At 44.4% G+C, this 13382-nt stretch carries 12 protein-coding genes and 1 pseudogene; 3 read left to right on the top strand and 10 right to left on the bottom strand.

Annotation, left to right across the window (positions count from 1 at the left end; all coding sequences use genetic code 11):
* The first annotated feature begins 332 nt into the window (after positions 1 to 332).
* Positions 333 to 845 (top strand): MarR family winged helix-turn-helix transcriptional regulator, encoded by a 513-nt coding sequence (locus WC259_RS00705; protein WP_011309920.1) that lies wholly within the window; start codon positions 333 to 335, stop codon positions 843 to 845.
* Between the two features lie 132 nt (positions 846 to 977).
* Here the strand turns inward: WC259_RS00705 and WC259_RS00700 are convergent.
* From WC259_RS00700 to WC259_RS00685, 4 genes and pseudogenes are all read right to left on the bottom strand, one after another.
* Positions 978 to 1376 (bottom strand): annotated as a pseudogene (locus tag WC259_RS00700) (adenosylcobinamide amidohydrolase); the annotation flags it as partial.
* Between the two features lie 114 nt (positions 1377 to 1490).
* Entirely contained in the window at positions 1491 to 2345 is an 855-nt protein-coding gene (locus tag WC259_RS00695; protein ID WP_061977541.1) for a glycine zipper 2TM domain-containing protein, read from the bottom strand.
* A 377-nt stretch (positions 2346 to 2722) separates the two neighbouring features.
* Entirely contained in the window at positions 2723 to 3010 is a 288-nt protein-coding gene (locus WC259_RS00690; protein WP_010937193.1) for a hypothetical protein, read from the bottom strand.
* 27 nt (positions 3011 to 3037) lie between these two features.
* Positions 3038 to 4555: a reductive dehalogenase gene (locus WC259_RS00685; protein ID WP_011309940.1), complete on the bottom strand. Its 1518-nt coding sequence runs from the start codon at positions 4553 to 4555 to the stop codon at positions 3038 to 3040.
* A gap of 231 nt (positions 4556 to 4786) precedes the next feature.
* Between WC259_RS00685 and WC259_RS00680 the strand changes: the two genes are divergently transcribed.
* A complete protein-coding gene (locus WC259_RS00680) occupies positions 4787 to 5263 on the top strand; it encodes a MarR family winged helix-turn-helix transcriptional regulator (protein WP_058316884.1) in 477 nt (158 codons plus the stop codon).
* Between the two features lie 317 nt (positions 5264 to 5580).
* Here WC259_RS00680 and WC259_RS00675 read toward each other — a convergent pair whose 3' ends face one another.
* From WC259_RS00675 to WC259_RS00650, 6 genes are all read right to left on the bottom strand, one after another.
* On the bottom strand, positions 5581 to 6030 hold the full coding sequence (locus tag WC259_RS00675) for a hypothetical protein (protein ID WP_011309948.1): 450 nt from the start codon (positions 6028 to 6030) through the stop codon (positions 5581 to 5583).
* A 4-nt stretch (positions 6031 to 6034) separates the two neighbouring features.
* Positions 6035 to 6610 (bottom strand): YkgJ family cysteine cluster protein, encoded by a 576-nt coding sequence (locus WC259_RS00670; protein ID WP_011309949.1) that lies wholly within the window; start codon positions 6608 to 6610, stop codon positions 6035 to 6037.
* A 74-nt stretch (positions 6611 to 6684) separates the two neighbouring features.
* On the bottom strand, positions 6685 to 6954 hold the full coding sequence (locus WC259_RS00665; protein ID WP_015407998.1) for a hypothetical protein: 270 nt from the start codon (positions 6952 to 6954) through the stop codon (positions 6685 to 6687).
* A 29-nt stretch (positions 6955 to 6983) separates the two neighbouring features.
* Complete coding sequence (locus WC259_RS00660) at positions 6984 to 8471, bottom strand: reductive dehalogenase (RefSeq protein WP_011309950.1); 1488 nt, start codon at positions 8469 to 8471, stop codon at positions 6984 to 6986.
* Positions 8472 to 8771: 300 nt separating this feature from the next.
* Positions 8772 to 9449, bottom strand: a complete 678-nt coding sequence (locus WC259_RS00655; RefSeq protein WP_322354556.1) for a response regulator transcription factor — start codon at positions 9447 to 9449, stop codon at positions 8772 to 8774.
* A complete protein-coding gene (locus tag WC259_RS00650) occupies positions 9424 to 11028 on the bottom strand; it encodes an ATP-binding protein (protein ID WP_372642783.1) in 1605 nt (534 codons plus the stop codon). The genes WC259_RS00655 and WC259_RS00650 overlap by 26 nt, the downstream gene beginning before the upstream one ends.
* Before the next feature lie 332 nt (positions 11029 to 11360).
* Here WC259_RS00650 and WC259_RS00645 point away from each other — a divergent pair.
* The coding region (locus tag WC259_RS00645; RefSeq protein ID WP_372642778.1) for a PAS domain S-box protein at positions 11361 to 13382 on the top strand (2022 nt) is incomplete at its 3' end.

The raw sequence follows: 13382 nt of genomic DNA, 5'->3' as shown, positions 1-13382 counted from the left end.
CGGTATTTATAATCAGCTATTAATAGTATATAATGAGATTATCTACTAAGACTATCTTTATATTGATAGTTTATGGCCTGCAAATACGGATGTCAATACCTTTTAAATTTGGTACGGTGAATATTAATGAGTATGCTTTCGGATTAATCTAACAAAGACCCCCCGAAGACGAAGGATTCACCTGACCCAAGATATCAGACTGGATTAGATGAAATAAAACAGTTTCAATCTCAACTTGGTCTCATATCTGGGCTAGACACGCACAAATAAGTGAGCAAAAGTTATATAAAATGTATGTTCTATGATAATATATAGCGGTTAGGAATTATCAGATGATTAAAATTCATTGGGAAGATAACATGGATAAATCCAGTCATTTAACGAAGCATCATCTGCTCTGGATAATGATAACCCAGATTGAACATATAGTAGGGCAATCATTTTCTCAAGAACTCAGGAAAATCGGTTTGACCCGGGAAAAATGGGCAGTTATCCATGAGTTAGTATATCTGGGCGGAGAATCTACTCCATACAGGCTCTCAAAGCGATTCGTATATGAACCCCATTCCATTTCGGCACTGCTTAGCCGTATGGAACGTGAAGGGTTCATATTAAAAACAAAGGATTTAGCTAAAAAAAATATGGTAAGGGTTTCTCTGACTGATAAATCAAGGGAACTCTACCCAAAGGCTATTAAGATCTGCCAAGAATTATTTAAGGACATTATGGGAGATATCCCTGAAGAAGATGGGATTGGGTTGTTAGAATCGATATCCCGGTTACGTGATTATTCAATTGTTTCTGCAGCGAAGAGAAAAAATCTAACACCCTTTAAATACGAATAACAGATATAATTGAGTATCCATTTCAATTCAAATGACCTCTGATAAATTCTGCTTGTTTATACCCTGGCTTTACCAACTGGTGTTCTATAGTGATAGCAAAACTCTGATTTTCACATTCGCTAGCCCACTCCTTTAGTACCCCCAGCAGTTCCTGAAAGCCTGTTTGACGGCTCTGGTGGTCGCTCTGGCCATCATCTCACCCAGTTTGGTATGCCCGCCTGCATAAGTGTACTTATCCCCTGTGCCTGATACAGTGATTATCTGGTCTGTACCCGTACCGGTTGCCTGCCAGTCTGGGTGAGCTGCACTCCGTATATCCAGCTCCTGCAGGGCTACGTTCTTGGCTTCGGTCAGGGTAATGTACGACGAAGCAAGAGTGGGTGTCTCAAGGCTTGAGCCGGTCAGCAGGATAACATTAATCGTGCCTATCCTCTCAAACTTGCCGTTACGCTCCATGCCGCTGGCTTCGTCACAGCCTATCCGCATGGCATTGGTCTTAACCCCGGCGGTGGCAAAGGTCAGCACCCAGAAGAATCCCGATACCCTCACCGAGGCTTGGATCAACTTCCTTTTCACCTCTATACCAAAGCTTATTATATTAAACTGAATAAATTCTCAAAATACCGGAAAACCCTTAGCTATCGGTCAGGAAATGGTATAAAGCGCAATGCCTATCATAATCGCAAAACACACACCAATAAGTAGTAGAACTTTGGCATTTGCTGCCTTAACTGTTTTCCGTATTTCAATAAGGTTTGTCGATGCCTCAGATAATAAATCTTCCGCATCAGCTTCGTTTATGCCTTTTTTACGTATATAATCAAGGATTTTTTCTTTGGGGGTTCCTCTCTCCATCTTTGCCAATATATCAACTGCAAGAGGTATTTTAGGTATACCTATATACTCCCATTTAGACACCTTACATGGAAGCATTTTCCTTAGCAGTTCCAAAGTTTCATCAAAACTGCTCTTAGCAGATATATCGTATCTTTCTGATTCAAAGCCCTCTAAATTCAGTGTGAGTATTCCACTTCGGGAATTCACGTACAAAAGGTGGAAATTCGAACGGGTATAATCAGCACTTCTTATCTTTTCATATAAAACTTCAAAGTTTCTTTTATTCAGTTTTAACAGTTCTTCCGGAGACAAATCAATCAATCTTTGCAAAATTGTATTTTCTGTTATTCCTTCTTTCTTATTCATATACTGACTAACCTTATTCCCGATAAACACCCCGACCAAAGCCCCGATAGCTAGCCCAAGCAATGCCCATTCAGGCGTTTCAAAAATAAGCGCACCAATTATGCTGCCTGATGCCCCAAACATTGCCCCGAAAATAATCAGTTGTAACCATTTCTCACTTGATAAAACTTCTGTCAGCATTGACTGATCTATCTTGATGAACAGCATTCTATCAGCAAGAAATACTACACCATATTTAATATTTGGAGATGAAATGTTGTTTTTGGCAGCAATAATATAACCTTTAATATCAGCCATAATGCTCCTTAAAGTTACTTTTGGTTATTATATTCCCTTCTTTGTACTTACGATAGATATTGTATACATTTATATTATTATATTTAGATTGATTAATGCCCGCCCCCCATTGGTGCCACCAGTTTCACGCTAGACTAAAAAATGAATTATCTGTAGAGATCCACTCCAGTCTTCTGTTTCAAGGAGGGACCAACCCTCCCCCCGATCTTCGCCAAAGCAACTAATGTGACTTGAAATTGATAGGGCGGGGCATTTGTATGTAAGAATTCGGACTCCCCGTCCAAATTTTCATAAATCCTTATCTCACTGAGATAAATAAAACGAGAGGGGAAGCTTAGCTTCCCCTCCCTCAAAATACCGAATACAATTTGCCTAAACTAGGATTGTTTAGCTCTTCTGGCTACCAGCTGCCAGGCAACCAGCATAAGTATCAAGGCTGGTACACCTATAATCGCAAGCCCCATCCAAGCTGCAAACGGGAAGATCTCTTCCATAGCTCCAAAAAAGTGCTGGATAGCCAGTAGAAGCAGAGCAAATCCTATGCCGCCTATCAGCCATTCGTACCAGCTTACCTTTAGATTCCGATTACGCAGCCAGTTGGTAATACCGAAAAGAGCCGCTGCAACAACAGCCCCGACCAGCATAAGGGGTATGAAATACTCCATATCAATTTTCTCCTTTTTTTAAGTAGCTTACTGTCTCAACAGATTGGGATGAGTGCCATAGATAAACCATTCATCAGGGCTATTCCACCATGATGCGGGATCTTTATCCTGCTTGCCATAGTGCAGAACACCCTCCATGCTGGTAAAGAAGCTATTAAATATCGGGCTGGTGGCAACAGTTGATTTTACTATGCTGTGTACAAAGCTTCCGTCGCCAATGGCGTTGAACGGGCAGTTACTCTTACAGGCGCTGGCACAAGGCGTAAATGCACAGCTGAACAGGTTGCAACGCCAGCCTTTATAACCGGGAATGTTATACATTACCTTGCTGCCGCCGGCCTGTTTGTCATCAGCCCAGCTCTGGCCGCAATTATTATCCCAGCTACGATCAATACCACGTTCCTGTATTGCACCTACAGGGCAGGTTTCAGCACAGATACCGCAGGTTTCGCAGAATTTGACGAACCCGGCATCTATCGGATTGGTTACCGGCAACGGCAAATCAGTATAAAAAACAGCGTGGGTGCGCAGCAAACCGCCATACTCAGGAGAACCGATAACCTGACCCATACGGCAATGTTCACCAACACCGCTCCACATATCCCAAGCCACAGCTGATTGCAGATCATGCCCGTAGGTTACGTTGTACCCTAACCCGCGGATAAACTGCTCCACAATACTCTTTGCATAGGCAACCCGGACATAAGACATTTCTTCGGTGCTGGAAAAACCTGCACCCGCCATAGAGCGGCGCAGAAACCCGTCACATGAAATATTGTGAGTTGCGATGACGTACTTTTGCGAAGTGGGGATGTGGAAACTGGTCGCATCCACATAGGATTCGGTTATACCTGAATCCAAAACAATATGCTTATTGCCTGGAACGGATTCATCACCTGTCCAGCTTACACCGGAATACTCCCAGATAAAGTTTTGGGATTTTTCGTCCAGCATAGTAGTGCCTATTACCGGCCCCAACCCGACAAGACTGAAAACAGCCCTGAGCATGGCTGCATTTTCTTCAGGTGTTCCCTCCCATGCAGGTGTGTTTATTGCACTGGGACGGGGTGCAGGTATTTCCGTTGGCATACCGTGCTGATTTTGACTGCGGCAATATCCGGAATGACCGTAGGCGGATGCCCAAAAAGAACTTGATAAAGCCTTATCCCGGATAGTCGGACCTGCATAGTCAGGCCAGATTTCCTTTGCTTTTGCGGTTACAGCGGCTGCCTGTTTCGGAGTGTTTGCTTTAAACGCCGGCGGACCTCCGGGAAAGGCCATCATCAAACTTGCATAATCCCAGTTTGAAAAACCGCGTAAATCACGGCGTTTCATCAAGTTCCAGTCTATTTCTATGGTGGGATTACCGTAGTCTCTTTCCTTGACCCACCAACCACGTTTGTTAACTACTTTAGCTGAGTTCGCAAGTTCATCCAGATCACGAAATTGAGGACTTAAGGCACTGGCAGAACCCAAGGTTACTCCTGTAAGACCAAGGCCCTTCATGAAGTCACGTCTGCTTACTGTGCTATGGAATTGATTCATATTTACACTCCATTCATATTATTTAGGTAGGAAATACCAAACTGATTTGGCTTATTTTCACCTCCTTATCTGCATCGGCAGCCACAAATTTGGCTGCCTGTAAAACCTTTGAAGCAGTTTATCTATGTGGTTTTACTATATAGATAAATTATATCACCTTAGTCAATAGGATAGTGAGTTTGAATATAAGAAAATTAACAGTTAAAATTAGAATCATAAGGAGTTAAGAATATGTCTAATTTTTTCCTTTTTGATTTTGAAGATAAAAATATTGAGTTGTTCGGCATAATCATGCGAACCAGAAATATTCTCTACAAACTCTCTAAGCGAAACCTGCATCGTTTGGATATAAGCCCGGAACAGTCAACTATTCTTATGGTTGTAAAAAATAGTCCCGTAGCTCCAACTCCAATCCAAATATCCCGCCAGCTCCTTAGAGAACCGCACACCATTGCTGTAAATTTGAAACGAATGCAAAGCAGGGGGCTGGTTACTCTGGAGCAGGATTCAGAATGGAAAAACAGAATAAGAGTTAATCTGACTGACAAAGGCCGGCAAATTTGTGAGGAATCTTTTAACCCTGAATTTTTCCAAGAAGTATTTCAGGATCTGAACGAAAAGGAAATTGACCAGTTTAAGGGTATTTTGGAGAAACTTTTGGTATCAAGTATGAAAAAATTAAAGATAAAAGACACAATTGATTTGTAGTATTTCCCTTATACTCGTTTTTGATTACAGAATTGAATTGTACCGCCTATTTAAGACAAGATATGACTAATCAGCAGAAGCAGCCCTTGACCTGCCCCCCTAAAATGAGTCCCGTTTCATGTCAGACTGGAAAAGGAGCGGGGTAAATCATTCGCACTTAATCGGCTTATTAACAAACACCAGTTTCCGTGTTTCGACAGAGACCAACCCTCCCCCCGATCTTCGCCAAAGCAACTAATGTGACTTGAAATTGATAGGGCGGGGCATTTGAACGTAGAAATTTGGAGGGGAGATTAAACGCAATTAAATCCACTAAACTACATCACTGTAAAGTCCAGCTTAAAGTATTCGCTTATGCCTATGTAAAGCACTACCTGATAATTACCTTTTAAAAATCCGCCTTCGGGTCTTTCCAGAGAGGCCGTATGCACACAGGTAGAGGAATCAATAAGCGATATACTTGATATCTCCTCTCCCTCAAAAAACCAGACCACACTGGTTGCGGCACAACACACATCCAGTGAACGCGGCTGCCAGCTGAAATATATAACCGGTATATCGGAAGTAAACGTATCACAGCGGTCTGCTGCTATGCCTTCACCATCTATGGCAGATGAAGTATAGGCATTAAATATCTTGGCGTAATCCAGTGTGTAGGGAACTGTCTCGGTATCTTTAGCTGTATCACCGCAGCCACTTCCAAACAGCATTATCCCGCTAAGTAGTACCGGCATTAACCCTATATTTATAAACCTGACAGATTTCATATATCTATATCCTGGTATCACCGGAATTCCTGAAGTATTCTTTGCTGAAGTCCGGTAAAAACCGGTAGATATCATCTTGCGTCCAGGCACTCATACCCCAGAGTTTCTTATCCCGGCTCTGGCGGTCATCCCAGCATTTTATTATCTTGGCTTCGTCCGGTCTGGCCGGGTGAATCCGGCAGCCTTTCTTCTCTTTATCAAAGAAAATACAGTAACCCTTATCATAAGTGCGCCTGGGCGGTATGCGGGCACCGGTTATATCTTCCTGCCCTTCCTTAGCCCACCTGAGAAAAAAGGTCTGGCAGTCTGCCGTATCTGCCACCATATACCTGTCAATCAGCTCTTTCAGCGAAATAGCCAGATATTTGGCTACCGGGGGTATCTCATCCGGGCGGGGCATACACGGATAACACATACAGCAATATCCGCAGCACTGGCACTTTTTGAAGTTGAACTTGGAAGCCATGAAGTGCTTGGCAATCTGCTCACGGCAATACTTTTCATATTCAGCCGTCAGGGCACGGTAATTTGAAACATCGCTGGAAGAAAGACCATGTATAAATGAGCGAGGCTCTTGCATATTTCTTCTCCGGGTCAGATATTAAACTAAGGGGGGATACCCTAAAGTATCCCCCCTTATCACAAATAATGGTATTAACCAGATTGCGGGTGACGCCTTAACAGCGCCCAGGAGGTAGCCAATAAGACTACGGCCAGGATGAAAAACACCAGGAAGCCCATCCAGGCTGATTCGGGTTCATTTTCAACCAGAGACCCGAAGTAATGCTGGATTGCACCAATACCTGACAGCAATCCCAGTGCACCTATCAGCCATTCATACCACCTGACAGTTGTCTTTTTCTTGAGCCAGTTTACCAAAAGGGCTAAACCTACGCCCGAAAGTACGCCAATCCAATAAATCATTTTATTTATCTCCTATACCAAAGTTGTTCTTAGTAACTGGTATCGACCCCGTAAGGATAGTCATCCACTTCATCCCACCAAGTAGCAGGGTTCTTCCGTCCGTACTTGAAGGACTTCTCCATATTCTTGAAAAAGCTGTTAAATACAGGTGTGGTGGAAACAGTCCCCTTGACTATGTCGTGTATGAACGAACCGGGGTGGGAATTGAAGGGACAGGTACCCTGGCAGATGGGGCAGTGGGGGCACTTGGTATAGTCACAGCGCCAGCCCAGGAAACCAGCATTGCCGAAAGCATTATCATCTTTCCAGGTGGGCTCACCGGGGTTGATAGCGCCGAAAGGACAAGCCTCGGCACAGATACCGCAGGTTTCACAGAACTTGCGGGCACCAAAATCAATGGGGCGGCTGGGAGGAAGTGGCATATCGGTCAGGAAACCCCAGGTAACTCTGACAGTAATGCCATAAAGCGGGTGGTTTACATATGAAGCACGGGACAGTTCACCCAAGCCGCCCAGAACTGCCCAGGCACCAGCCGGAGAAAGGCTGTTGTTGCCGGCACTTATCATCTGGTAACCCAAACCGCGGGCAAAATCCTGGAAGTGGGCTTTGGTATTGTAGGCCCGTTCGTAACTGGTTTCGGTAGCCGCACCTTCAAACCTGCCGGACTGGCGGCGGGTCCATTCGTATGGCTGACGCATAGTCCACAGGAAAATATATTTGCACTTGTTAGGAATGATAACCTGCCGGGGAGTCTCTACACATTCCTCAACGTCCCCGAATTCAAGGGTTTTCCCGTACTGGTCAACGGTAAAGATTAATTTCTTAAGGTTGTCATCAAGTTCCAGAGCACCTACGTCTTCACCGCCGAAGTAGCGGATACCGGCTTTCAGGGTTCGGAGGTTATCTTCGGGAGTACCCTGATACTTGGTGCCGCCCATTTCTTCCGGAGTATGAACTATTTTAGGGCCGGCATAACTGTCTGTACTACCCAGATATCCGCCTGCGGCTCTGATTGCAGGTACCAGATCTACCATATTGCCACCCAGATTCATCTTTTGAGGAAACTGCCCGAAGGCAAACATTTCAGATGCATGGGTGAGAGCAGTGGTTCTGAGATCTCCAAAACCATCTATGCCCGGTTCAAAACCGGGGAATTCCTCACGGGCTTTGGCAAAGAGTATTTCATCTTCGGCCTTTTTGTCAGCCCAGTCCAGCCATCTGGTCACAGGCGCACCGATGGCCTTCAGGTTATCATACACCGGTAGACTGGGATCCATGCGCGCCCAAGTGTAAGGGCGTCTTTGAATCATACTCCAGTCTATAGGGGTGGTAGGGTCACCATGCTCCCTCTCTTTAACAAACCAGGGTAAATTGCGGGTACTGGGTGTTGAAGCTACGAGTTCATCAAGGTCATGAAACATGGGGGTTACAGCTGATGCGGCACCCAATCCAGCTCCAGCCAGACCTATTCCTTTCAGGAAATCCTTACGGGTAAGTGTACTGTGAAAATTCAACATGTTTTCCTCCTCTAATGATTACTTGGCAGGAATGTATTCACTTCTGTTTTGGGTTTCTGCCTCCTCCTTTCAGTTTTTAATCAAACACAGCGGATAAAGACATTTGTACACGTGAGAAAAGCCAATAAACTTGGCTCTGAATGACAGTTAAATAATAAGGGAACACAAGTAAGCATTCGCATAAACGAATGCCCGAAAAAATAAGAGTTTACTTATAAATGCATTAGAATTTACTTATATGGAGATAAAACCGAAGTATTGCATGGGTAAAACCGGGGGAATAGGCTTTAAAGCGGGCATTCAGCCATTACCAAGATAGTAACCTAACCCGTACTTGGTTACTATCAAATCAGGCTGGTTCAGAACTAACGCCAGTTTTTCCCTCAATTGGTTAACGAGTACCCTGATAGCCTTATGGCAACCCGGATACTCGTCACCCCAGATAACCGAAGCAAGACTCCGGTAGGTGACATAATTTGGCCGTTGATTAGCCAGATGAAGGAATATAATATTCTCAGTAGGCGAAAGTTTAAGCTCACGGCCGTTGGATTCTATTTTGTTCAGGGCGGGATAGTAGGTCAGATTGCCCATAGCATATACTTCACCCTCCGAAGGGTGTGAACGCCTCAAAACATTTTTTACTCTGGAGATTAGCTCCATCTGGCGGAAGGGTTTACTGATAAACTCATCAGCACCTTTGCTGAGCGCTACAACCACATCCATTTCGTCTTTTTTCACAGTCAGCACGATGATAGGCACTTTGGAAAAACTGCGTATTTCCTGCAGGACTTCTACTCCGCTCATATCCGGCAGACCAAGGTCAAGTATGATAAAATCCGGTGCTTCAGTTTCAGCCAGCTCTATGCCCTCTTTGCCCAGCTGGGTTCTGACTGTCTGGATATCCGGCCAGGCTACCGAAAAGGTGAGGGCCACCAGATCAATTATGGATAAATCATCCTCTATTATCAGTGTCTTCATCCCATTCGCTCCTTATCGGCAATGTAAAGTAAAAAGTACTGCCGTGGCCATATTCGCTGGTAAACCATATCTCGCCCCGGTGCAGTTCCACAATCATCTTGGAAAGGGCTAATCCCAAACCCAAACCGCCGTACCTGTCCCTTTTGGTCTTGATGCGATAGTAAGGGGTGAAAATCCCCTGCTGTTTGCCCTTTGGTATACCCGTACCCTGGTCTTTGACCGAAACCCTTATATTATCCCCTGATTTCAGGGCCGCAATACAAATTTCACTGCCAATACGTGAAAATTTAAGCGAGTTGCTAAGCAGGTTAAGCACCACCTGATGGATCATTGTTTTATCAAATAAGGTCAAGGGAATATCCCCGTCAAAATTCAGTACTATCCGCTTTTGCATCTTCTGGGCCTGAGGCTGAAGGTAATCTATACAGTCACCAATTACTTTTCTTATATCGGCATACTCAGGGTCTATTTGCAGCTGGCCGATTTCTCCCTTTGCCAAGTTCATAAGGTCATCAATCTTGTTATTCAGATTGATAGCCCCGTTTTGCATATTTCTGGCGTACCCGAGCAAGGTACTATCCGAAAGCTCGGATACCAAATATTCACTGGATGCCAGCAGGGGTGTCAGGGGTGTTTTGAGTTCATGCACCAGTGCCCGCATAAAGTAATTGCGCTGGTTCAGCTGGTCTTCAACCTCTGCATGAGCTTGGAGTTCACTTTCATATGCTTCCCGAAGGCTCTGTTCCAATCGCTTGGTCTCTGAAATATCACGGTAAACTACCACCGCCACTTCCCTGCCGGCTAAATAAACAAAGCTGGCATTTATTTCGCAATCCAGCCTTCTGCCATCTTTGGTAATATACACGTTCGGGAAACGGAGTACCGCATATTCAGACTCCAGCACCAGCTTTGTATTCGCCAGCGCATAATCTTTCATATCCGGAGCGGTAAGGTCAAGCGGTGTTAACTGAAGAAGCTCCTCCCGTGAGTAATTTACCATCTGGCAAAAGGCTTTATTTACTTCAATATATTTACCGGGTGGTATTGAACCTGAAAAATCAATCAGAGTTAAACCATCATTGCAGTTATTGAAAAACATGGAATACCGGGTAAACAGTTCGTTTAATTTCAGTTCTGTTTTCTCATGGTTCTTTATTTCCCGAACCAGCTTGCTGTTTATTTCGGCCAGCTCTTTTGTACGCTCCGCTACCTGTATCTGAAGTTGTTTACGAAGATTAACCGGATCAGTTACATCCTGCAATACTTCATACAGAAACATCTGTCCGTTTATGGTTACCTTGTTGGCGGTTTTTAAAATGGTAATCAGCTTGCCGCTGCTGGTCAGCAGTTGCCTTTCGGCATTGTCCACTGATTGCCCCATATCCAGTATAGGGCACTTCCCTTCTGCCGCCGGGCAAATAAACTTGTGACAGGAATGGCCTATAATCTCAGATGCTTCCGCCCCAATCAGCTTTTGGGCAGCCTTGTTTATATTCACAATTTTTCTGGATAAAACATCTATAACCACAATGCCTACAGGCAAAGCATCTATCTGGATTGTATCCAAGCTATCAATCATTAAAAGAGTTTCCCCGCCGAAACCATAATACTTGTATTAATATTACCATACAAAAACCCAAGTACAATCAGACAAAAACCCCAACCTGTCTGAAGATATCCGTGTAAAAGAAAGGAGAGGATTTGAGCACAGGACAAGCCTCTCGCCACTACAGCCAGCTACATCCAGCCAAAACAGCGGGGCATACACCTGAACCTTTCTATATAAAAGGGTAGTATCTTAAACCGGCTGATATCATTACTGCCAGGTAGCAAAGAGTGTATAATGGAATTAGAGTATTTCACAGTGACTAATCGATATTATTCTGGGTGAACCAATAAAGGATTTACCATATGATCAACATCGATTTATTTTACAATATAGCCCTGCTGATATTTGTAGTTGTCATAATAGACTTGATAATGCGCCATAGCGGCCACTTTACCCGAAACAGTAAAATTATTCTAGGTGCGGTTATTGGGGCAGCTACTGTACTGGGTATGATGAATGCCGTAAGCGTGGCACCCGGGGTTTTCTTTGACGGCCGTTCCGTACTCATTAGCGCAGGTGCATTTATAGGCGGCCCGGTCATAGCCTTAATATCCTCAGTTATCGCCATTATTTACCGAATCTCACTGGGGGGTGACGGCGTACTTGTAGGCTCAAGTGTGATTGTCTGGGCAGCCATGGCCGGTCTGGCCTACTACTACCTGAGACAGCGTTATCCCAAAGTTACAAACCCCCTGTTATTACTCTCCTTCAGCCTTATTGTACATGCCGGAATGCTGAGTTTGATGTTGGCTCTTCCCGGCGGCCTCTCGTCCACAGTCATCAGTGACATTGCACTTCCGGTGCTTACTATCTTCCCCCTTGCCGGTTTGGTTGTCTGTTTGTTGTTCATTGACCAGGAATCGTATTATTCAACAATCTCCAAATTGTCACTTAGTGAACGCAAATTAACAACGGCTCTGGATACCATACGAGAGGGTAACGAAAAATTGCGCCTGCATACCCAAAATTCACCTCTGGCAACCATAGAATGGGACGCTGATTTTATTATCACCCGCTGGGAAGGTGCGGCTCTTAATATATTCGGCTGGAACTCTGACGAAACTATTGGCAAATCAATCTATGACCTTAATATAATTTACGAACCTGATGCACCCATTGTTGAGCAAACTATTAAAACACTCAAAGAAGGCATCAGCAGCCAAGTTGTTTTTCTTAATCGCAACTATACCAAAGACAGGCGGGTTATTTACTGCACCTGGTATAACTCAGCACTATACGCCAGCAACGGCAAAATGATATCCACAATGTCTCAAGTGGAAGATTCCACCGAACGCGAACAGATTAAAATATCTCTTGCAGAAAATGAAAAACACTACCGCGAACTATACGAACAATCACCCGCAGGATACCAATCTCTTGACCAAAACGGGATTTTCGTGGAGGTCAACCAAATCTGGCTGGATATTTTGGGCTACCAGAAAGAAGAGGTAATCGGGCACTGGTTTGGCGAATTTGTAGCACCCGAGGATTTAGATAAGTTTAAAAAGAATTTCCCGCTTTTTGTCAAAGCCGGATCTACTCATGTAGATTTTAAGATGAAACGAAAAGACGGGCAAATAAGCATTGTTACCTTTGAAGGCCGAATTGCCTACACGCCTAAAGGTGAGTTTAAACAAACCCACTGCATTATTCAGGATATAACCGAACGCTATATGGCCGAAGAAGCAACCAGAGAGCACAAAGAAAGATACCAGGCACTATTCAATTCCAATAATGACGCCATTCTGGTCCATCAGCCGAAGGGGGAATTGACACCCGGGACCTTTATGGAAGCCAATGACGCCGCCAGCACTCTCTTAGGTTACAGCCGGGAAGAACTGCTAAAACTCTCGCCTTTTGATATAACGAAACGTGATGAAAATGGTGAACACCCGGTTATAAAAGCAATAGAATCCCTGCGGCGAACCGGAAAAGTTCAAGCCGAACGCATATTTATTCACAAAGACCACCATGAAATCCCGGTGGAAATAAATGCCAGATTATTTAAATACAAAGGGACTGATACTATCATTACCATTGCCCATGATATAACCACCCGAAAACAGGCAGAGGCTGCTCTCACCCATTCCGCTGAAGAATGGCGCACTACCTTTGATTCCATTAAAGACATGATAGCGATAGTTGACCCGAAACATATGGTCATCAGGGTAAATCTGGCCTTTGCCAGCGCACTGGGGCTCAAACCCAATGACCTTGTGGGTAAATACTGTTATCAGGTTGTACACGGCATGAACCAGCCCCATCCGATGTGTCCCCATGCCCGTACACTTGAATCCCGGCACGTGGAATCCAGTGAATATTAT

Origin of the sequence: Dehalococcoides sp., assembly GCF_041654235.1 — a bacterium.
Lineage (GTDB): Bacteria > Chloroflexota > Dehalococcoidia > Dehalococcoidales > Dehalococcoidaceae > Dehalococcoides > Dehalococcoides mccartyi_B.
Note: the sequence above shows the minus strand (reverse complement) of the source record. Positions and strands in the feature narration are given on the sequence as shown.

Excerpts from the sequence above, each read along its gene's own strand:
- WC259_RS00705 (WP_011309920.1), top strand. The coding sequence starts at position 333 with ATGATTAAAATTCATTGGGAAGATAACATGGATAAATCCAGTCATTTA.
- WC259_RS00695 (WP_061977541.1), bottom strand. The coding sequence starts at position 2,345 with ATGGCTGATATTAAAGGTTATATTATTGCTGCCAAAAACAACATTTCA.
- WC259_RS00690 (WP_010937193.1), bottom strand. The coding sequence starts at position 3,010 with ATGGAGTATTTCATACCCCTTATGCTGGTCGGGGCTGTTGTTGCAGCG.
- WC259_RS00685 (WP_011309940.1), bottom strand. The coding sequence starts at position 4,555 with ATGAATCAATTCCATAGCACAGTAAGCAGACGTGACTTCATGAAGGGC.
- WC259_RS00680 (WP_058316884.1), top strand. The coding sequence starts at position 4,787 with ATGTCTAATTTTTTCCTTTTTGATTTTGAAGATAAAAATATTGAGTTG.
- WC259_RS00675 (WP_011309948.1), bottom strand. The coding sequence starts at position 6,030 with ATGAAATCTGTCAGGTTTATAAATATAGGGTTAATGCCGGTACTACTT.
- WC259_RS00670 (WP_011309949.1), bottom strand. The coding sequence starts at position 6,610 with ATGCAAGAGCCTCGCTCATTTATACATGGTCTTTCTTCCAGCGATGTT.
- WC259_RS00665 (WP_015407998.1), bottom strand. The coding sequence starts at position 6,954 with ATGATTTATTGGATTGGCGTACTTTCGGGCGTAGGTTTAGCCCTTTTG.
- WC259_RS00660 (WP_011309950.1), bottom strand. The coding sequence starts at position 8,471 with ATGTTGAATTTTCACAGTACACTTACCCGTAAGGATTTCCTGAAAGGA.
- WC259_RS00655 (WP_322354556.1), bottom strand. The coding sequence starts at position 9,449 with ATGAAGACACTGATAATAGAGGATGATTTATCCATAATTGATCTGGTG.
- WC259_RS00650 (WP_372642783.1), bottom strand. The coding sequence starts at position 11,028 with ATGATTGATAGCTTGGATACAATCCAGATAGATGCTTTGCCTGTAGGC.